A 21,228-nucleotide genomic window follows, 5' to 3' on the forward strand; every position below is an offset into this window, starting at 1 on the left:
CTTACCCAATGGAAAGAGGCTCAGTAATGAGCCTCTTTTATTTTATGACACAACAAGCTTTTAATTTTGACGCCCTGACACCTGACTTTATGTGGTACGCCCTAGAGAGCATTGGCATTCGTGCAGAGTCAGGCTTTCTCGCGCTAAACAGTTATGAGAACCGCGTCTATCAGTTCACTGATGAAGAGCGCCAACGCTATGTCGTGAAATTCTACCGACCAGAGCGTTGGAGCCAAGAGCAGATCCAAGAAGAGCACGACTTTACTTTAGAGCTAATTGAGTCGGAAATCCCCGTCGCACCACCGGTTGTGCTAGGCGGTCAAACGCTTCATCACTATCAAGGCTACTTATTTGCCCTGTTTGAAAGCGTTGGTGGACGTCAATTTGAAGTCGATAATCTTGAGCAGTTAGAAGGAGTTGGTCGCTTTCTTGGCCGTATCCACAAAGTAGGATCAAAAACACCATTTACTCATCGCCCTACTATTGGGCTCGACGAGTACCTCCACAAACCACGAAAACTGCTCGAACAATCGCAGTTCATTCCTATGCACTTAGAGAATGCGTTCTTTAATGATCTCGATCTACTGATCAAATCTCTTGAAAGTCAGTGGAGTGACTCAACCAACACTATCCGCCTCCACGGTGATTGCCACCCAGGTAACATTCTTTGGCGAGATGGCCCAATGTTCGTCGATTTGGATGACTCGCGTAACGGTCCTGCCATTCAAGACCTTTGGATGTTGCTCAATGGCGATCGCGCAGATAAGTTGATGCAACTGGATATCATTCTAGAAGCGTACCAAGAGTTTAATGACTTTAATGTCAATGAATTGAAACTAATTGAGCCATTGCGTGGTCTACGTATGGTGCACTATATGGCATGGCTAGCAAAAAGATGGCAAGATCCGGCTTTTCCTGTCGCTTTCCCATGGTTCAATGATCCAAAATACTGGGAGAGTCAGGTACTTGCTTTTAAAGAGCAAATTGCCGCACTGGATGAGCCACCGCTATCACTTATGCCGCAGTGGTAATATTAAAACGGTAAACGAAGCCAACACGACAAAATGGAGTCAATAATGAAAAAGCTGTTTGCACTTGTCGCAACTATGATGCTGAGCCTATCTGCTCACGCTGCTCAATTTTCTGAAGGGGAGCACTTTAAGGTTCTAGATCTTGAAGCTTCAAAAAAGCCAACAGTGACAGAGTTCTTCTCTTTCTACTGCCCACACTGTAATACGTTTGAGCCAATCATCCAGCAACTAAAAGCTCAACTGCCTAAAGACGCTAAATTCTTGAAAAATCACGTATCTTTCATGGGTGGTAGCATGGGTGAGTCGATGAGCAAAGCTTACGCGACGATGGTTGTACTTAAAGTTGAAGACAAAATGACGCCAGTGATGTTTAACCGCATTCACAACATGCGCAAAGCGCCTAAAAATGACGAAGAGCTACGCCAGATCTTCCTAGATGAAGGTGTTGATGCGAAGAAATTCGATGCAGCATTCAAAGGGTTCGCGGTTGATTCAATGGTTCGCCGCTTTGATAAGCAATTTAAAGATAGCGGCCTATCAGGTGTGCCTGCTGTTGTAGTCAACAACAAATACCTAGTCGATGCTCAATCGATCAAAACACTTGATGAGTACTTTGCACTAGTGAACTACTTGCTAACACTGAAGTAATTCAAACAACAGACACTAAAAAGGGAGCATCGGCTCCCTTTTTTTGTGCTGTTAGTCTGACGAATGCTGTTGATATATCTCTTTGAGTTGTTCGTCTTTAGCTTGCCATCTATCCCCTAGCCACTGCTGAAATTGGCGTTTATAAGGCTTATCATTGAAGTAATCACCGCGTACCTGATCATCAATCGGCAACACCTCGGTTCGAACGACAATCTTAGTCATACGTCCCATTAGCACATCTTTAAATGGCTTATCGGTATTTTCAGGGTACGCCAGAGTCACGTCGATAATGCTTTCAAACTGGTCCCCCATTGCTGCCAACGTATAAGCAATACCGCCTGTTTTTGGCTGCAGCAAGTATTGGTAGCCTGCACGGCTTTTACGCTTTTTCTCTGCGGTAAATCGTGTCCCTTCAACGTAATTCACCACCGTCGTTGGCGTATGCTTGAACTTGGCACAAGAGCGGCGAGTCGTTTCTAAATCTTGACCACGCTTTTCTGGGTGACGAATCAGATATTCACGAGAGTAGCGACGCATAAACGGCATATCGAGCGCCCAGCAAGCCATACCAATAAATGGCACATACAAAAGCTGCTGCTTTAAAAAAAACTTCGGCATTGGGATACGATCTTTAAACACCGCACAAAGTACAACAATATCAGTCCAGCTTAAGTGATTGCTGATCATCAAGTACCAGCCCTCTTTTTTTAAGTCTTCACCGCCTTGAATATCCCATTCGACACGATTCGATACATTGAGGATTAGAGCGTTCACACTCGCCCATACCCACATGACTTTATTTGCCAGCTGAGTACCTTTTGCTTTGAGACGTGCACTTGGTAGCAAAAACTTAAAGATCGCCACCACACAAATTGCTATTGAACAAAGAGCAGAATTGAGAATAACGAGAGAAACGTTCAGGATAAGTATCAGATATGCCAACATGATGATTAATAGTATTGCTTTTAGGGAAAATGATTATTTATTAGTGATTAATGAAACAGCGTGTAATTATACCGCCCCGTTAGAACATTGAAACTAATCTCAATATGGTCAGATTAGTTCGACAAAAGTTCGACAACTAGGAGCATAAAGTCTACGACTTCTAACCAAGGAGATCATTTTTATGAAAGCTCAACTGACACTTATTGCTTTATCCATTTTTGCAGCACCTACTTTTGCACAACTATCAGATCAAGAGGGCATTAGTGGCGAAATTTCGTTAAACACGGGCTACATGTCTTCATCTTCAAATTTTGATACTGATGGCGATAAAACCATTAATGACCTAAACCAAAAAGCTAAGACAAATAGTGATTTTATCGCATTACCCCTTGGTAGCATCGCCTATACCTTTGGCACTAACTTAGACAAGCAAGTGTATGCTGGTACCGCACGTGAAGATATTGCTGTTGGTAATTTGGCTCTAGAAATTGGTTATAAGCAAGCACTGGAATCGGGTATGGTGATTGATATCTCCTTCCTTCCAACAATTATGTCAGGTGAAACTTGGGCTGACCCGTACCAACTTGGTTCAGAACGTAACACTACCGATGAAACGGGCAATGCTTATCGATTAAAGTTTGACAGTATCATGGGTTCGAACTTTAGTCTTGATACAGCATATGCAACCAAAGATATCAGTGATGAAAAATCAGGCCAATCAGAACTTACTGACATTAATGATATCAACTCACTGAAGCGCAGCAGCAGTTCAATTTACATCAAGGGTGACTACCAATACGCTCTCAACAAAACCTCTTTTCTTCAACCGTCACTTATCTATGTAAAAACTGACGCGGATGGAAAGGCTAACTCTTCTACCGCTTTTGGTGGCGAAGTTTCTTATTTCAAAATGATCAACAAACACCAATTTGCACTAACAGCGGGCTACACCCAGCGCTCATTTGACGCAGTAAACCCACTGTATGGCAAAACAAGAGATGAAAGTGAACTAAGCCTATTTGCTGCGTATGAATACCAAGAGTTTATGGGTTGGGAAGATTGGTCTTTAATCTCGTTTGCAGGTTATGGAACAACGGATGCGAACATTGATTTCTATGACGAAGATGAATACTTTATGTCTCTAGGTGTTAACTACCAATTCTAATCAGCAAGCCCGCTCTTAATGCGGGCTTCATTTTTACACCGCTTGCGCTGTCAGTTCTCGCAATAACCGATCCATGGCTCGATAACCCAACGCCTCAGCCAAGTGAGAACGTGCAATGTTGGGCGCCCCTTCCAAATCTGCAATCGTACGTGCAACCTTGATGATTCGATGATAAGCGCGAATCGATAGACCTAAACGGTGTAACGCACTTTCTAAAAACTGCGCATCTTGCTTATCGAGAGGGCAATAGCGTTCGATCTCTCGACTTCCGAGTAGTGCGTTGACCTTGTTGGAGCGAGAGAGCATGGTTTCACGCGCAGCATACACTCGCGCTTTCACCACTTCGGTGGACTCCCCTCGCTCTCCCCCTTCCGCTAATGTGCCCTTAGGTAGCGCAGGAATTTCAAGTGACATATCAAACCGGTCCAGCAAAGGACCCGATAAGCGACTAAGGTAGCGCAAAATCGTTTGTGGATTCACACGAGACTGGTTGCCTTCGTAATACCCCGTTGGGCTGGGGTTCAATGCACCGACCAATTGAAAGCGCGCTGGAAAACGCGTTTTTCCTTGAGCGCGAGAGATAATGATCTCTCCAGACTCTAGAGGTTCGCGAAGCGAGTCGAGCACCTTACGCTCAAATTCCGGCATCTCATCCAGAAACAACAAGCCATTGTGCGCCAAGGAGATCTCTCCTGGACGAGGAATAGAGCCACCACCGACTAAAGCCGCCATCGAGCTTGAATGGTGCGGCGCACGAAACGGGCGCTGCTTCCAGTTATGAATGGTGATCTCTTGCTGTGTCAAAGAGGCCACCGATGCCGTTTCCATTGCCTCTTCGTCGCTCATCTCAGGCAATAAGTCACATAGCCTAGAGGCCAACATGGTTTTACCTGTGCCGGGCGGCCCCAGAAACAGCAAGTTGTGATTTCCTGCAGCGGCTATCTCTAACGCTCGTTTCCCTTGCTGCTGACCGATAATATCTTGGAGATCTCGCTGAGACGCACGAGGTTGCCTTTTCGCACTGCTCTGATGGAGTTGTAACTTGGTTTGGCCACACAAATCGGCGCACACTTCGAGTAAGGTGCTGGCAGATTTATGTGTCTCGAGTCCGACTAGCGCAGCTTGATCGCCATTGAATTCAGGCACCACCAAACGCCGATTGGCCGCTAAGCTCGCTAATGCGGCAGGCAAAACACCCTTAACCCCTCGAAGCTCACCCGATAGAGCCAGTTCTCCGACAAACTCGGTGTCACTCAATTGCTCTGCTGGGATTTGCTCTGATGCTGCCAAGATCCCCAACGCGATCGGTAAATCAAATCGCCCGCCCTCTTTAGGCAAATCAGCAGGAGCAAGGTTGACGGTAATACGCTTAGCAGGAAACTCAAAGCGCGAGTTGATGATGGCGCTGCGCACTCGATCTCGTGACTCTTTAACGGTCGTCTCTGGTAACCCCACTAAAGTGAAACCCGGCATGCCGTTACTGATATGGACTTCAACCGTCACCGCTGGCGCTTCAACCCCGACACAAGCTCGGCTGTGTATGACGGCTAACCCCATGAGCAGCCCATTCTTTGCTTGTTCACTATTTATCCCCCTGATAGTTCGTTCATTTTCTTATCAAGGTTGTTATATAGCGTGGCTAGATGCTGAAAGAATGTGAAAAAAGAATGACATTTTGCTTGTCATTTAACGGATTAGTATGTTACCACTAGAGACGCAAACATTTTCGTGCCTAACTAGGCACCACTATAATTAAAGAAATAAAGATGAACATCAACGCCCGCTTCAACGCACTGATTGCCCTGATTATCGTGGTCATTATTGACACCACGCGGGGTTTAGTGGGCGAAAGATAGCCACAGAATAGAAAAAACCCCCGCACTGAAAAGTCCGGGGGTTTTTTACAATTAATACGCCGAGTTTTTAGGCATATACAATTTTAAGAAGCTCAAAAAGCGATGAGCTTACAGGAAGAATGGGAGTGCACATGAAGTGCAAAGCAACACAACAAAAGAGCAAAAATAGTAGCGGAGGTTCACGATGACAGGTGCAGAGTTAGTCGTATCCGCATTGAAGCAACAAGGTATTGAGACAGTATTTGGTTATCCAGGCGGCGCTATCATGCCAATCTATGATGCGCTGTATGACGGAGGTGTTGAGCACATCCTCTGTCGCCATGAGCAAGGCGCAGCGATGGCAGCGATCGGCATGGCACGAGCAACACAAGATGTTGCAGTCTGTATGGCAACATCAGGGCCAGGAGCAACCAACCTAGTCACAGGCCTAGCGGATGCCTTTATGGACTCAATCCCAATGGTCGCTATCACAGGTCAGGTTGCCAGTTCTCATATCGGTACCGATGCCTTCCAAGAGATGGATGTGATCGGTATGTCTCTCTCTTGTACTAAGCACAGCTACTTAGTTACCGACATCAATGATCTTGCGCCAACTCTTGCTGAAGCATTTGAAGTTGCAAAGACTGGCCGTCCAGGTCCTGTCATTGTTGATATCGCCAAAGATGTTCAGTTGGCTCAAGCACCGACAGAAATACTTCCACCTTTCACTCCACCAGCAATGCCAGTGGCAAACGCTGAGGATATCGCCAAAGCACAAGAGCTACTTTCAGCAAGCTCTCGCCCAGTATTTTACGTCGGTGGCGGTGTGCAACTTGGTCACGCAACCGACTCTGTTCGTGAGTTTTTACGTCTAAATCCAATGCCATCAGTGAGCACACTGAAAGGCTTAGGAACGATTGAACGTCACGACCCACACTACTTAGGTATGCTAGGTATGCATGGCACAAAAGCGGCCAACCTAGTGGTACAAGAGTGTGATTTACTAATCGCTGTCGGCGCTCGTTTTGATGACCGAGTGACAGGCAAGCTAGATACGTTCGCACCAAATGCGAAAGTTATCCATATTGATATTGATGCAGCTGAACTGCACAAGCTACGTACTGCTAATGCCGCGATTCGCGCTGAAATCCCTGCAGTTCTTCCTCACCTAGAGCTTTCTCACGACATCACGCCTTGGGTTAAGCACAGCGAAAGTCTGCGCACTGGCTTCAAATGGCGCTACGACCACCCAGGCGACCTTATCTACGCTCCGGGCTTACTAAAGCAGCTGTCGGACATGATGCCTGATAGTTCAATCGTCTCTACCGACGTAGGCCAGCACCAGATGTGGGCAGCACAGCACATCCAGCCACGTGACCCACAAAACTTCATCACGTCTGCAGGCCTAGGAACAATGGGCTTCGGTCTACCAGCAGCGATGGGCGCTGCAGTCGCTCGACCTGATGACCAGTCTATCCTTATTACAGGTGACGGCTCTTTTATGATGAACATCCAAGAGCTTGGTACTTTAAAACGTCGTCAAATCCCAGTGAAGGTTGTACTACTCAACAACCAACGCTTAGGTATGGTGCGTCAGTGGCAATCGCTGTTCTTTGATGGCCGCCATAGTGAAACCATCCTAGATGACAACCCTGATTTCGTAATGCTAGCTAAAGCCTTTGATATTCCTGGTAAAACGATCACTAAGAAAGAAGAAGTTGAGCCAGCCCTAAAAGAAATGCTAGAAAGTAAGACATCGTATCTTCTTCATGTTTTGATTGATGAAGAAGAGAACGTGTGGCCACTTGTACCACCAGGTGCATCAAACAATGACATGCTGGAGAACACATAACATGGAAAGATACTTAATCGACATTAAAGCCGACGATAAGCCGGTACTGTTAGAGCGTGTTCTTCGCGTTGTTCGCCACCGTGGATTTACGGTTAAGCAAGTGGCTGGTACACAAAATCACGAAAGCAAAATCGCGAGCGTTGAGATCATCGTTGATAGCGATCGCCCAATCTCTTTCTTAACTAACCAGATCGAGAAACTATGGGACGTACGCACCGTTGAAGTCACGCAAATAGCGCGAGATGAACTCCCAAATAACAACCTACAACAAAAGATTTGTGCATAAGGAAGGCAATACATGGCTACAAAAACAGCAGATTACATTTGGTTCAACGGTGAAATGGTTCCTTGGGCAGAAGCAAATGTACACGTGTTAACTCACGCAATGCACTACGGTACTTCTGTTTTCGAAGGTGTTCGCTGTTACAACACTCCAAAAGGTCCAATTGTCTTCCGTCACCTTGAACACGCTAAGCGTCTAAAAGATTCTGCGAAGATCTACCGCTTCCCTATTCCATACACGGTCGAAGAGATCATGGAAGCGACACGTGAAACACTGCGTCAAAACAAGCTTGAGAGTGCGTACATTCGCCCTCTTGGTTTCGTAGGCAACGTTGGCCTTGGCGTATGTCCTCCAGCAGATACAGAGATGGATCTGATCATTGCAGCCTTCCCTTGGGGTTCATACCTAGGCGAAGAAGCACTAGAGAAAGGCGTTGATGCAATGATCTCAAGCTGGAACCGCGCGGCTCCAAACACTATCCCTACTGCAGCAAAAGCAGGCGGTAACTACCTATCATCACTACTTGTTGGTGGTGAGGCTCGTCGTCACGGTTACGACGAAGGTATCGCACTAAGTGTTGATGGCTACCTATCTGAAGGTGCAGGTGAAAACATCTTTGTTATTAAAGATGGCGTGATCACTACACCACCAGCAACCAGTGCAATTCTGCCAGGCATCACCCGTGACTCAATCATGACTCTCGCTCGTGATCGTGGTTACGAAGTACGTGAAGCAAACATTGCTCGTGAAGCACTTTACCTAGCAGACGAAGTATTCATGACAGGTACAGCGGCAGAAGTCGTTCCAGTATCAACCATTGATAAAATCGAAGTGGGCAGCGGCAAACGCGGTCCAATTACCAAAGAACTGCAAGAAGCATACTTTGGCCTATTCAACGGCACCACTGAAGATAAGTGGGGCTGGTTAGATTACGTTTACCCAGAAGACGCGGCAAAATAAGGAAGTAGTAAGATGCCTATATATAGATCAGCAACCACCACTCATGGCCGCAACATGGCCGGTGCTCGTGCCCTTTGGCGCGCTACTGGGGTAAAAGACGAAGACTTCGGTAAACCAATCATCGCTGTCGTGAACTCATTCACGCAATTTGTTCCTGGCCACGTTCACCTAAAAGATATGGGTCAGCTGGTGGCAGGCGAGATTGAAAAAGCCGGCGGTATTGCCAAAGAATTCAACACCATCGCGGTTGATGATGGTATCGCAATGGGTCACGGTGGCATGCTTTACTCACTGCCATCACGTGAACTTATCGCTGACTCAGTAGAGTACATGGTGAATGCACACTGTGCCGATGCCATGGTATGTATCTCTAACTGTGACAAAATCACTCCGGGGATGCTAATGGCGTCAATGCGCCTAAACATCCCTGTGATCTTCGTATCTGGCGGCCCAATGGAAGCGGGTAAAACCAAGCTTTCTGACCAAATCATCAAGCTAGACCTTGTTGACGCAATGATCCAAGGTGCTGACCCGAAAGTGTCAGACGAGCAAAGTGAACAGATCGAACGTAGCGCATGTCCGACATGTGGTTCATGTTCAGGTATGTTCACAGCGAACTCAATGAACTGTCTGACTGAAGCATTAGGCCTTTCTCAGCCGGGTAACGGTTCAATGCTAGCAACACACGCAGACCGCGAAGAACTATTCATCAACGCTGGTAAACGTATCGTTGAACTGACACGTCGTTACTACGAGCAAGATGACGAATCTGCACTGCCACGCAATATCGCAACCTTTGACGCATTCGAAAACGCAATGGCGCTTGATATCGCGATGGGCGGCTCAACCAACACCATTCTTCACCTGCTCGCTGCGGCGCAAGAAGGTGAGATTGACTTCGATATGGACGATATCGATCGCTTATCTCGTAAAGTGCCTCACCTATGTAAAGTGGCGCCATCTACGCAGAAATATCACATGGAAGACGTACACCGCGCTGGTGGTGTAATGGCCATCCTTGGTGAGTTAGACCGCGCAGGCCTACTGCACAACGACGCTCGTACTGTGCTTGGCCTTTCAATGAAAGAGCAGCTAGCGCAATACGACATCATCCAAACCGAAGATGCAGACGTACTGAAATTTTTCCGCGCGGGCCCTGCAGGTATCCGTACGACGAAAGCGTTCTCACAGGATTGTCGTTGGGATCGCCTTGATGATGACCGCGCTGATGGTTGTATCCGTTCAATCGATAACGCATTTTCTCAAGAAGGTGGCTTAGCGGTACTTTCAGGCAACATCGCTCTTGATGGTTGTATTGTTAAGACAGCAGGCGTTGATGAAAGCATCCATAAATTCACTGGTCCTGCGGTTGTATTTGAAAGCCAAGAAGATGCAGTTGAAGGCATCTTAGGTGGTAAAGTCAAAGCAGGCGATGTTGTGGTTATCCGCTACGAAGGCCCTAAAGGTGGCCCAGGTATGCAAGAAATGCTTTACCCAACGACCTATCTAAAATCGATGGGCCTTGGTAAAGAGTGTGCACTACTTACTGATGGTCGTTTCTCTGGTGGTACATCTGGCCTATCAATTGGTCACGCGTCACCAGAAGCGGCGAACGGCGGTGCCATCGGTCTGGTTAAGCAAGGCGATATCATCGCGATTGATATTCCAAACCGTTCTATCTCTCTAGAGATTTCTGAACAAGAGCTTGCTGAGCGCCGTGCGAAACAAGACGAACTCGGCTGGAAACCAGTTGATCGTCAACGTGAAGTTTCATTTGCACTTAAAGCTTACGCAAGTATGGCAACGAGTGCTGACAAAGGTGCAGTACGAGATAAATCAAAGCTAGAGGACTAGCTTATGACTGACCCTCAACCACCAAAAACAGAGCAACAAACTGGCGCAGATTATCTGCGTCAGATCCTGCGCGCGCCAGTCTATGAAGTGGCGACAGTAACGCCACTTCAAGAAATGCCCCGACTTGCAGTACGTATTGGTAACAATGTACAAATAAAACGAGAAGACCGTCAGCCGGTGCACTCGTTTAAGCTGCGTGGTGCCTACAACATGGTCGCAAGCTTAACTGACGAGCAAAAAGCGGCCGGTGTAATTGCAGCATCAGCGGGTAACCATGCCCAAGGTATGGCGCTATCAGGCACAAAGCTCGGAATTAAGACCACTATCGTGATGCCAAAAACTACCCCAGACATCAAAGTCGATGCGGTACGTGGGTTTGGCGGTAACGTGGTTCTACATGGCAGCAACTTTGATGAGGCGAAAGCAGAAGCTGAACGTCTATCAGATCAACATGGCTACACCTTTGTACCGCCTTTTGATCACCCATTAGTGATTGCAGGTCAAGGTACAATCGGTATGGAGATGCTGCAACAAAACGGCCACCTCGATCATATCTTCGTTCCTGTTGGCGGTGGTGGTTTAGCCGCTGGTGTTGCTGTATTGATTAAGCAGTTGATGCCAGAAATCAAGGTTATCGCCGTAGAACCTGAAGACTCTTCATGTCTAAAAGCCGCCCTTGATGCTGGTGAGCCAGTCGTACTGGATCAAGTCAGTATGTTCGCTGATGGTGTTGCCGTTAAACGCATTGGTGAAGAGACGTTCCGTTTATGTCAGAAGTACATTGATGGTCATATCTCAGTTTCAAGCGATGAAATTTGTGCTGCGGTAAAAGACATCTTTGAAGACACACGTGCAATTGCCGAACCTTCGGGCGCTTTAGCACTAGCAGGCCTGAAAAAGTTTGCTGAGCAAAATGAGCTCAAAGACAAAAACCTTGCCACGGTGCTTTCTGGTGCCAACACCAACTTCCACGGTCTGCGCTATGTCTCTGAGCGTTGTGAGTTAGGTGAAAAACGTGAAGGTCTACTTGCTGTCACTATCCCTGAACGTCAAGGGGCATTCTTCGAGTTCTGCAACCTAATCGGTGGTCGAGCTGTGACGGAATTTAACTACCGTTACAACGATGATGCACTTGCGAATATCTTTGTCGGTGTTCGCCTGCAAGATGGTCAAGAAGAGCTGGATAACATCATTCACGATCTGCGTGAAGGCGGCTACCCAGTGGTTGACCTATCCGACGATGAAATGGCGAAACTGCACGTACGCTACATGATTGGTGGTAAACCTTCTAAGCCACTCAAAGAGCGTTTGTACAGCTTTGAGTTCCCTGAATACCCGGGTGCTTTGGTGAAATTCCTGAGTACACTGGGTACACACTGGAACATTAGCCTATTTAACTACCGTAACCACGGTGCTGATTACGGACGTGTGTTGTGTGGTTTTGAGCTTGAGGAATCTGATTTATCACGCTTCTCCGCTCACCTACGCGAACTGGGTTATCAATGTAAGGATGAAACCGACAACCCGTCGTACAAATTCTTCCTTTCATAACCTCAATACACAAAGCCCTTAACCTCTTGGATTAAGGGCTTTTTCTTACCTCTAATCCTTCCTAACCTCGAACTTGATTATACTTTGGTCAAAATGCGTGATGCGCATAGATATAATGCTAAAGTTTCATTTTTGTCATGGCGATTTTAGGTCTACACTAAATCCAGTTTCTAAATTGCAGCTCTATTTGTGGAGATCACTATGTTTAACGCACTGATTCTAAACCAAGAAGAAAAACGTACTATCGCAACCATCGAACAGATCGATGAAGCACAATTGCCGGAAGGCGAAGTACTGATCGATGTTGATTACTCATCACTAAACTACAAAGACGGTTTAGCAATCACGGGGAAAGGCAAAATCATCCGCAACTTCCCTATGGTTCCAGGTATCGATCTCGCGGGTACGGTAGTGAGCTCTGAAGATGACCGTTACCAAGCAGGTGATAAAGTTGTTCTAACTGGCTGGGGCGTAGGTGAGAACCATTGGGGCGGTATGGCACAACGTGCTCGTCTTAAAGCAGACTGGCTAGTGCCACTACCTAAAGGCATCGACAGCAAAAAAGCGATGATGGTGGGTACCGCTGGCTTTACGGCAATGCTGTGTGTTCAAGCGATCATTGATGGTGGTGTTAAGTCTGAAGACGGCGAGATCTTAGTCACTGGCGCAAGTGGTGGTGTAGGTTCTGTTGCAGTAACACTGCTTGCTGAGCTTGGTTACAAAGTAGCCGCAGTGACAGGCCGCGTTGAGCAAAATGGCCCACTACTAGAGAAGCTAGGTGCAAGCCGCATCATTGAACGTGGTGAATTTGAAGAGCCAGCACGTCCACTTGAAAAGCAAGTTTGGGCAGGCGCTGTCGATACCGTTGGCAGCAAAGTACTAGCTAAAGTTCTCGCTCAAATGGATTACAACAGCGTGGTAGCGGCATGTGGCCTAGCAGGTGGCTTTGATCTACCAACCACAGTCATGCCATTCATCCTACGTAACGTTCGCCTACAAGGTGTGGACTCAGTAATGTGCCCAACTGAAAAACGTATCGCTGCATGGGAAAAACTGGTTGAACTACTACCAGATAGCTACTTCGAGCAAGCATGTACAGAAGCAACGTTAGAAGAAGCACCTAAATTCGCTGAAGACATCACTAATGGTCAAGTAACAGGCCGCGTAGTTATTAAGCTGTAATCGTTACCCTTCTATAGAATAAATAAAGCCGGGTCATTTGCCCGGCTTTTACTGTCTTAAGTTTGAGTTAGTATGCTTTAGAGCCAAGAGTGTGCTTATCGATCGGGCTTGGTTGACCATAGGTTCCATTGTGCTGATGGAATGCTTCTTTAGTCTGCTCAACATTCCCCTTAAACCTTGGATCCTGTGGACGCTCATGGCTGTTAATGTACAGCGCCACATCCCAAGCGTCTTGATCACTTAAACTATAGCCCTGCCCAAGCGGCATATTGGCTTTAATGAAAGCCGCTGCCGTGTTGATACGATGCATCCCTGCTCCCCAGTTGTAGCTGTCTTTGCCCCATAATGGCGGGAATACGTAACGTTCGGCGACTTGTCGACCTTGCCCATTTTCTGCATGGCAAACCGCACATTGCTTTTGATAAACATCTTTCCCACGAGCGAATTCAGGTTCTTGCTTTGGTTTATCAATATTCGCAAACCCACGTCCGGGTAGGTTGTTATCTACCACTACCCCAAATGACACCCAATAGGAATAGGCGTTGAGATCTTTTATCTCTTGGCTAAATAACTCTGGTGGTTTGCCATCTTTCGCATTCATAGAATAAAGAAAGCAGCCTTGCAAACGATCTTCAAAGGTATTCACGCGTTTATTCTTACCTCGATATGCAGGGTAAGAGACATATGCAGCCCACATTGGCGCGGCATCAGCTACCTGACCACCACCAATGTGGCAGTTAGTGCAATTCATGCCGTTGTTCACTTTGCCTGTTTTGTGCAGCTGCTGCGTGTTCATGAACAACGAATAACCACGCTTGATGGATTCACCTAACTCACCCTCTGGTAGGCTTTGCCAATCTTGAGGCTGATGATGTGTTTCGTCATCTTTAAGATCACGCGTCAAACCGATCTCATGCAGTTCAGTATAGGCTTCTTCAGCCATCACCGCAGGAGCCAACAGAACAACGAACAAAATGTATCGATTCATAATCATTGCTCCCCTAGATTAGCGAAGTAATCCGATACCGCAGCAATTTCTTCATCACTGAGCGCCTTAGATATCGACGGCATTGAGCCCAACACCCCCGGTGGACGCTTGTCTTGCTTCCAAGCCATCAATTGATTTTTTAAATAATCCGCATTTTGCCCAGCAAGCCGAGGAAAGGAAGGGGAAACACCTACGCCGCTCGGGCCGTGGCAACTCACGCAAGCTGGTACATTATCTTGCCATTTACCGGTGTATGCGATTTGTTCTCCTAGAGACATATCTCCCGGCCACGTTGCTCCACGCCATTTAATGGTGAATGTTTTAGCGTCAGGCTGAGCTACATAGTGAGCGACGGCTTGTTTGATTTGTTCATCAGTGAGGTCATGCACAATGGGTTGCATGAAGGTGCTGGAGCGCTTTTGTTCACGAAACGCTTTAACTTGGCTTGTTAGATAAGAGCCCGATAACCCCCATAGGTTGGGGATGGTGTTTTCTCTTGCTTGTCCGTCTTGCCCATGGCAATCAGCACACACTTCCACTACAGATTGCTCTGCAACAACAGAAAAAGATAAGCCGAGCGACAAAAACAACATCGAAAGCACTGCGCTTACGTGGCGTTGCTTACTCATAGAACTTCCTAGTGCTTTATATTGGTTGTAATTAAAACACTAGGACAAGTTCGCAATTATTCAATCAATCCAACCCAATATCGTCAATCCGCTTCGCAATCAAACGACTACACTCTTCTTTTACGATGCCTCTCAGCCATTCTTGGGCTGGAGAATGCTCACAACGCGGATGCCAAATCATTGAGTAATCAAACGGGGTGAACTGGAATGGTAATGGCTTAATGACCAAATCATAGCGCTCTGCGACCAAGTAGGCTAAATCAGCAGGAACAGTGATAATGATTGGCATCGTATCAACAATCGCTAGCGCCGCTTCCAAATGATAAGCTCGCAGTACCATCTTACGTTTAGGTTGATCGACCAGCGCCCCTTCAATTAAAGCTTTAACACCATCACTTATCGCGATCATCGCATGCGGATAATTGAGATAATCTTGCAAATTCAATTCACAGTCCGCCAAAGGGTGCTGTTTAGACAATAAGCACAAAACGCCAACTCGACCGAGAATTTCGCTGCGCAGTGGCTCGACAGGGCCAATCGGACGACAAATTGCAAAGTCTGCGCCTTCGGCTGTCAGTTGATCCGCGAGTCTGTCATGCTGAAGAGGTAAAAAGTTAAAGGAAACATTAGGCGCTTCTTGGTAAATGCGCGGCAGAGCAAATGGCAAAATAGTTTGCATCGCATAATCTGTAGTGGCGATATTAAATGTCTGATCGCAACTACTCGGCTCAAACTCTATGGGTGATAAAAGCTGTCTAAGAGATTCTAAAGGTTCACCGAGAGAACGATCGATTTCGAGCGCTTTTTCTGTAGGGATAAGATGTTGTCCTTGGCGAGTAAACAAAGGATCGCCAAGCATGTCGCGCAAACGTCCTAGAACCCGGCTCATTGCAGATTGGCTCAGATTCAGGCGATAAGCTGCTTTACTGACACTGCACTCTTCAATCAACACTCGCAGAGCCACCAATAAATTTAAGTCGCGACGGTAGATATCTTCTAATTCCACAATAAGCCACTACATATTGAAAGGGATTAAATGGATTGTACCTTTTTCAGGCAAAAAAAATCCCGCTTTTCAGCGGGGAAGCCCAAGAAAACTGGGGATAGTGTCGGAATGTAGTTGAGCGTAGTGATAAAAAACGAGTGTAGTTGGAAGTTCTACAGTTCGTTCTCTTGTTCTTCAGATGCGCTCGGCCAGCGATGCATCTCAAGCCAAATCCCTACAACCGTCGCACCCATACCAAGCAATGGCATAAATGATGACGATTCTGCTGGTGAACGAAGTACAAGTGCGCAAAAAGAAATAAAGCACAGCACGGAATAGATTGTTAATCGATCTAGAGCTGTTAGCATACTTGCTTCCTTGTCATTTGTTACCAACTTGTTAACTAAGTTAAAACAAATTGATCGCTTTGCCAAGGGGTTATTGAATATTTTTTCTTCACTAGTATCATCTAGCTCAAATTGAACCAGTAAAGATATGACCATGACATTCAATCCAGAACAGGCAAACAAAACACTAGAGGCGGAAGGATTACGCTGCCCAGAGCCAGTGATGATGGTCAGGAAGACAATTCGCAATATGCAGGACGGGGAAATACTGTTAGTAAAGGCAGATGACCCATCAACAACTCGCGACATTCCTAGTTTCTGTCGCTTTATGGATCATCAGTTAGTTGGCTCGCAAACTGAAGAGCTACCTTATCAGTATCTGATTAAGAAAGGTTTGGCATAAAGCCGCTTAACAAAGTAAAACGGCAGCCATAGGCTGCCGTTTTTTATTCATCATATTCTAAAGTGCGTACTTCGCTTTGCAGTTTATTGAGCTGCTTTTGCATCGCCCGCATTTCTTCATGCATAGGGATGATATGCGCAACTCGAATCCAAGCCTCAACAGTTAACCCCGTGAGGATAAAGGACCCTGCGACTATAGGCAGCCACATATCAGTCAGCACCATCGCCAAAATGCACAGTACTAAACCGAAGGTGAACAAATAACTCTGACTCTTTGGGGTCATCCCCATGTAACGTGTAAGCATAAACTTGCCCTCTCGCTATCATTCACACCGTTAAATTAGCATGACAATTGTGACACTAATATGTCAGAGATCACGACTTGACACGATATTAAGTCAGAGTTTGAACTTGCTCTATTTCATGAACATTTATTGACATTTAACACCATAATCGCAACTTTTGACTACAGCACTGCTGCGCCAATAGCCAGAGCAACAAACAATAATGCAGTGACTTTGCGAATCAGCGCCAATGGCATCTTGTCTGCCGATAGTTTGCCAATCAAAACCACAGGAACATTCGCTAAAAGCATACCAATAGTGGTACCAAGAATGACCATCATTAAGGCATCCGCATACTGCGCTCCGAGAATAGAGGTAGCAATCTGAGTCTTGTCACCAATCTCTGCGACAAAGAAGGCGATAAAGCTGGCAATGAAAGGGCCCCTGTTAGAGATCTGTTCATCCTCATCCAACTTATCAGGGATTAGCACCCAAGCCGCCATAGCAAGAAAACTTACCACCAGCACCCATTTTAAGGTTTCAGGTGTCATGTAGTCGGCCACAACAACACCGAGCCAAGCAGCAAGGGCATGATTGGCAATGGTAGCGAAAAAGATCGCGGCGATAATAGGAATAGGTTTGCGATAGCGGCTGGCTAGCAGCAAAGAGAGAAGTTGGGTTTTATCACCGATCTCCGCCAGTGCGACGGTCGTGATTGAGATTGCTAATACGCTCAAGACATGCTCTTTAGGGTGGGATTAATTATTTTAACCGTAGACAAACCTCACGCCCCACCCCGGTTCATGATGATCTGTCTAAGGTCTTGCTAAACCACATCGGCCTATTATTGTTGTGCGCCGATATTGGGTCTCGAATGCCATGATGATTTTGCATCAATTATGTTGACAGACGAACCGACTATCCCAGTGTTGATAACTCGGTAAGCTACTCCCCAAAGACGGCGTGATTTTATCCACCTCACTACCAATTCTCAACCTTCAAACTACAAATAATCTCCCTTTTAATGGAAATCGGTTAGGTAAGTCGGAAAAATTCCACTAAAGGGGATTTTCGGCTACCAATTAATCAAGATTAGCGCTACTCCCATGCCAAATATCTGGGTATACTTGATTGTTATTTTTTCTCTATTTTAGACACAAGAATCGCGCGAATTACTATGCAAAAATACGATATCAAAACCTTCCAGGGAATGATCCTCGCGCTGCAGGATTACTGGGCACAAAACGGTTGTACCATTGTTCAACCTCTAGATATGGAAGTAGGTGCGGGCACCTCTCACCCAATGACATGTCTACGTGCACTTGGCCCAGAGCCAATGTCGACAGCTTACGTTCAACCTTCACGTCGTCCTACCGATGGCCGTTACGGTGAAAACCCGAACCGTCTGCAGCACTATTATCAATTCCAAGTAGCTCTAAAACCATCTCCAGATAATATTCAGGAGTTGTACTTAGGCTCACTTGAAGTTCTTGGTATCGACCCGCTAGTACACGACATTCGTTTCGTAGAAGATAACTGGGAAAACCCAACGCTAGGCGCATGGGGTCTTGGTTGGGAAGTATGGCTAAACGGCATGGAAGTAACTCAGTTTACTTACTTCCAGCAAGTTGGTGGCCTTGAGTGTAAGCCTGTGACTGGTGAGATCACTTACGGTATCGAGCGTCTAGCAATGTACATCCAAGAAGTAGACTCTGTTTACGACCTAGTATGGAACGTGGCACCAGATGGCAGCAACGTAACTTACGGTGATATCTTCCACCAAAACGAGGTTGAGCAATCGACTTACAACTTCGAGCACGCTGACGTAGATTTCCTATTTACCTTCTTCGACCAGTGCGAGAAAGAGTGTAAAGAGCTACTTGAGCTTGAGAAGCCACTTCCGCTTCCAGCTTACGAGCGCATTCTTAAAGCTGGCCACGCATTCAACATCCTTGATGCACGTAAAGCTATCTCTGTAACAGAGCGCCAACGTTACATCCTTCGTATCCGCAACCTGACGAAATCAGTTGCTGAAGCGTACTACGCATCACGTGAAGCTCTTGGCTTCCCAATGTGCCGTAAGGAAGAGGAGAAGTAATCATGGCTAAAGAATTTCTAATTGAACTGGGTACTGAAGAGCTACCACCAACGCAGCTTCGCACTCTAGCAGAAGCTTTCGCTGCAAACTTCGAAGCAGAGCTTAAAGGCGCAGACCTAGCACACGAAGGTGTGAAATGGTACGCGGCTCCTCGTCGTCTAGCACTTAAGGTTGCTGGTCTTGCTGAAGGTCAAGCTGACAAAGTGGTTGAGAAGCGTGGTCCTGCAGTTTCTGTGGCATTCGATGCTGACGGTAACGCTACTAAAGCCGCTCAAGGTTGGGCTCGTGGTAACGGCATCACTGTTGAGCAAGCTGACCGCCTAGTAACAGACAAAGGCGAATGGCTTCTTTTCAAACAAGAAGTAAAAGGCCAAGCAACGACTGAAATCGTTGTTGAGCTAGCAGCAAAAGCACTGGGTAACCTACCAATCGCTAAGCCAATGCGTTGGGGCAACAAGACGACTCAGTTCATTCGTCCAGTTAAGACGCTAACTATGCTGATGGGCTCTGACCTTATCGAAGGCGAGATCCTAGGCGTAGCCTCTGACCGCACTATCCGTGGTCACCGCTTCATGGGTGAGCAAGAGTTCACTATCGATTCTGCAGAGCAATACCCAGCGATCCTAGAAGAACGCGGTAAAGTAATGGCAGATTACGAAGCGCGTAAAGCTATCATCCTTGCTGACTCGCAAAAAGCGGCAGCAGCGGTTGGCGGTAAAGCTGACCTAGAAGATGATCTTGTTGAAGAAGTAACGTCTCTGGTTGAGTGGCCAGTCGTTCTTACTGCGAAGTTTGAAGAAGAGTTCCTAAAGGTTCCTTCTGAAGCGCTAGTTTACACCATGAAAGGTGACCAGAAGTACTTCCCTGTTTACGATGACAACAAGAAGCTACTACCTAACTTCATCTTTGTTTCTAACATCGAATCTAAAGAGCCTCGCTACGTAATCGAAGGTAACGAGAAAGTTGTACGCCCACGTCTAGCGGATGCGGAATTCTTCTTTAATACTGACCGTAAGCGCCCTCTAATCGACCGTCTACCTGAGCTAGAGCAAGCTATCTTCCAAAAGCAGCTTGGTACTATCAAAGACAAGACTGACCGTATTACTGAGCTTGCTGGCTACATCGCTGAGCAAATCGATGCTGACGTTGAAAAGTCTAAGCGTGCTGGTCTTCTAGCGAAGTGTGACCTAATGACATCAATGGTATTTGAATTTACAGATACTCAAGGTGTAATGGGCATGCACTACGCAACTCACGATGGTGAAGACGAGCAGGTAGCACTGGCACTTTACGAGCAGTACATGCCTCGTTTCGCAGGTGACGATCTACCAAGCACTGGCATTTCTTCTGCTGTTGCTATGGCTGACAAGCTAGACACGATTGTTGGTATCTTCGGTATTGGTCAAGCACCTAAGGGTTCTGACCCATTCGCACTTCGTCGTGCATCTCTAGGTGTACTACGTATCATCGTAGAAAACGGCTACAGCCTAGACCTAACTGACCTAATTGCAAAAGCTCAGTCTCTATTTGGCGATAAGCTTACAAATGCGAACGTTGCAAACGACGTTATCGACTTCATGCTTGGTCGTTTCAATGCATGGTACAAAGACGAAGGCTTCAGCGTGGATATCATCCAAGCTGTACTGGCTAACCGTCCGACTAAACCAGCAGACTTCGACCAGCGTGTTAAAGCTGTATCTCACTTCCGTGAGCTAGAAGCAGCAGAAGCACTAGCGGCAGCGAACAAGCGTGTAGGTAACATCCTAGCGAAATTCGACGGCGAACTTGCAGCAGACATCGACCTTGCGCTTCTACAAGAAGATGCGGAGAAGACGCTAGCAGAAAGTGTTGAAGTGATGACTGAAGCATTAGAGCCAGCGTTTGCAACAGGTAACTACCAAGAAGCACTAAGCAAGCTAGCTGACCTACGTGAGCCAGTCGATGCATTCTTCGATAACGTAATGGTTATGGCTGACGACGAAGCTCTGAAAAAGAACCGTCTAACGCTACTGAACAACCTGCGTAACCTATTCCTGCAGATTGCGGACATCTCTTTACTGCAGAAGTAAGCTTTTTAACCTTACTTTAAATAAGAGAACTCAAGCCCAACTCCTCGGAGTTGGGCTTTTCTTTACCCCGAACTCAAATTGCCCCAATTTAGTGCTTTTCGTCGTTTAGCCATTGATGTA

At 46.6% G+C, this 21,228-nt stretch carries 20 protein-coding genes; 12 read left to right on the forward strand and 8 right to left on the reverse strand.

From position 1 onward, the window contains the following. Nucleotides 1-44 precede the first annotated feature (44 nt). The gene (locus F0231_RS16795; RefSeq protein ID WP_171760910.1) at nt 45-1,031 is read left to right on the forward strand and encodes a serine/threonine protein kinase; all 987 of its coding nucleotides are present in this window, start codon (nt 45-47) and stop codon (nt 1,029-1,031) included. Nucleotides 1,032-1,076: 45 nt separating this feature from the next. Then, nucleotides 1,077-1,679 carry a thiol:disulfide interchange protein DsbA/DsbL gene (locus F0231_RS16800; protein ID WP_171760859.1) on the forward strand — a complete coding sequence of 201 codons (603 nt, stop codon included), beginning with the start codon at nt 1,077-1,079 and terminating at the stop codon, nt 1,677-1,679. A 51-nt stretch (nt 1,680-1,730) separates the two neighbouring features. Here the strand turns inward: F0231_RS16800 and F0231_RS16805 are convergent, their stop codons facing one another. After that, nucleotides 1,731-2,624 carry an acyltransferase gene (locus tag F0231_RS16805; protein ID WP_171760860.1) on the reverse strand — a complete coding sequence of 298 codons (894 nt, stop codon included), beginning with the start codon at nt 2,622-2,624 and terminating at the stop codon, nt 1,731-1,733. Nucleotides 2,625-2,805: 181 nt separating this feature from the next. On the opposite strand from F0231_RS16805, the gene F0231_RS16810 reads away from it, so the two are divergent. Further along, a complete protein-coding gene (locus F0231_RS16810; RefSeq protein ID WP_171760861.1) occupies nt 2,806-3,789 on the forward strand; it encodes a DUF2860 domain-containing protein in 984 nt (327 codons plus the stop codon). A gap of 33 nt (nt 3,790-3,822) precedes the next feature. Here F0231_RS16810 and F0231_RS16815 read toward each other — a convergent pair whose 3' ends face one another. Then, nucleotides 3,823-5,346 (reverse strand): YifB family Mg chelatase-like AAA ATPase, encoded by a 1,524-nt coding sequence (locus F0231_RS16815; RefSeq protein ID WP_171760862.1) that lies wholly within the window; start codon nt 5,344-5,346, stop codon nt 3,823-3,825. 483 nt (nt 5,347-5,829) lie between these two features. Here F0231_RS16815 and ilvG point away from each other — a divergent pair, with 483 nt between their 5' ends. The 6 genes from ilvG (at nt 5,830) to F0231_RS16845 (ending at nt 13,306) form a co-directional block, all read left to right on the forward strand. Further along, nucleotides 5,830-7,476, forward strand: a complete 1,647-nt coding sequence (gene ilvG / locus F0231_RS16820; protein ID WP_171760863.1) for an acetolactate synthase 2 catalytic subunit — start codon at nt 5,830-5,832, stop codon at nt 7,474-7,476. A 1-nt stretch (nt 7,477) separates the two neighbouring features. Beyond that, entirely contained in the window at nt 7,478-7,762 is a 285-nt protein-coding gene (gene ilvM / locus F0231_RS16825; RefSeq protein ID WP_171760864.1) for an acetolactate synthase 2 small subunit, read from the forward strand. Between the two features lie 12 nt (nt 7,763-7,774). Then, the gene (gene ilvE / locus F0231_RS16830) at nt 7,775-8,719 is read left to right on the forward strand and encodes a branched-chain-amino-acid transaminase (protein ID WP_171760865.1); all 945 of its coding nucleotides are present in this window, start codon (nt 7,775-7,777) and stop codon (nt 8,717-8,719) included. Nucleotides 8,720-8,731: 12 nt separating this feature from the next. Then, nucleotides 8,732-10,573 (forward strand): dihydroxy-acid dehydratase, encoded by a 1,842-nt coding sequence (ilvD, locus tag F0231_RS16835; RefSeq protein WP_171760866.1) that lies wholly within the window; start codon nt 8,732-8,734, stop codon nt 10,571-10,573. Nucleotides 10,574-10,576: 3 nt separating this feature from the next. Then, nucleotides 10,577-12,124: a threonine ammonia-lyase, biosynthetic gene (gene ilvA / locus F0231_RS16840; RefSeq protein ID WP_171760867.1), complete on the forward strand. Its 1,548-nt coding sequence runs from the start codon at nt 10,577-10,579 to the stop codon at nt 12,122-12,124. A 201-nt stretch (nt 12,125-12,325) separates the two neighbouring features. After that, entirely contained in the window at nt 12,326-13,306 is a 981-nt protein-coding gene (locus tag F0231_RS16845) for an MDR family oxidoreductase (RefSeq protein ID WP_171760868.1), read from the forward strand. Nucleotides 13,307-13,373: 67 nt separating this feature from the next. Here F0231_RS16845 and F0231_RS16850 read toward each other — a convergent pair whose 3' ends face one another. The 4 genes from F0231_RS16850 to F0231_RS16865 all read right to left on the reverse strand — a co-directional run bounded on the left by F0231_RS16850 (nt 13,374) and on the right by F0231_RS16865 (nt 16,276). Next, nucleotides 13,374-14,294, reverse strand: a complete 921-nt coding sequence (locus F0231_RS16850) for a c-type cytochrome (RefSeq protein WP_171760869.1) — start codon at nt 14,292-14,294, stop codon at nt 13,374-13,376. 2 nt (nt 14,295-14,296) lie between these two features. Then, a complete protein-coding gene (locus tag F0231_RS16855) occupies nt 14,297-14,923 on the reverse strand; it encodes a cytochrome c (RefSeq protein WP_171760870.1) in 627 nt (208 codons plus the stop codon). Between the two features lie 64 nt (nt 14,924-14,987). Continuing rightward, nucleotides 14,988-15,929: a LysR substrate-binding domain-containing protein gene (locus F0231_RS16860; RefSeq protein WP_171760871.1), complete on the reverse strand. Its 942-nt coding sequence runs from the start codon at nt 15,927-15,929 to the stop codon at nt 14,988-14,990. A 152-nt stretch (nt 15,930-16,081) separates the two neighbouring features. Continuing rightward, entirely contained in the window at nt 16,082-16,276 is a 195-nt protein-coding gene (locus tag F0231_RS16865; RefSeq protein ID WP_171760872.1) for a hypothetical protein, read from the reverse strand. Nucleotides 16,277-16,409: 133 nt separating this feature from the next. Between F0231_RS16865 and tusA the strand changes: the two genes are divergently transcribed. After that, the gene (gene tusA, locus F0231_RS16870) at nt 16,410-16,658 is read left to right on the forward strand and encodes a sulfurtransferase TusA (protein WP_171760873.1); all 249 of its coding nucleotides are present in this window, start codon (nt 16,410-16,412) and stop codon (nt 16,656-16,658) included. Nucleotides 16,659-16,701: 43 nt separating this feature from the next. Here tusA and F0231_RS16875 read toward each other — a convergent pair whose 3' ends face one another. After that, nucleotides 16,702-16,962, reverse strand: coding sequence for a hypothetical protein (locus tag F0231_RS16875; RefSeq protein WP_171760874.1), 261 nt, complete (start codon nt 16,960-16,962; stop codon nt 16,702-16,704). 161 nt (nt 16,963-17,123) lie between these two features. Further along, nucleotides 17,124-17,678, reverse strand: coding sequence for a TMEM165/GDT1 family protein (locus F0231_RS16880; protein WP_171760875.1), 555 nt, complete (start codon nt 17,676-17,678; stop codon nt 17,124-17,126). Between the two features lie 440 nt (nt 17,679-18,118). Here F0231_RS16880 and glyQ point away from each other — a divergent pair, with 440 nt between their 5' ends. After that, nucleotides 18,119-19,039, forward strand: coding sequence for a glycine--tRNA ligase subunit alpha (gene glyQ, locus F0231_RS16885; protein WP_171760876.1), 921 nt, complete (start codon nt 18,119-18,121; stop codon nt 19,037-19,039). A 2-nt stretch (nt 19,040-19,041) separates the two neighbouring features. Further along, on the forward strand, nt 19,042-21,108 hold the full coding sequence (gene glyS, locus F0231_RS16890) for a glycine--tRNA ligase subunit beta (protein WP_171760877.1): 2,067 nt from the start codon (nt 19,042-19,044) through the stop codon (nt 21,106-21,108). Nucleotides 21,109-21,228 lie beyond the last annotated feature (120 nt).

The organism is Vibrio sp. RE86 (assembly GCF_013114545.1).
In the GTDB taxonomy this organism is placed as follows: Bacteria; Pseudomonadota; Gammaproteobacteria; order Enterobacterales; family Vibrionaceae; genus Vibrio.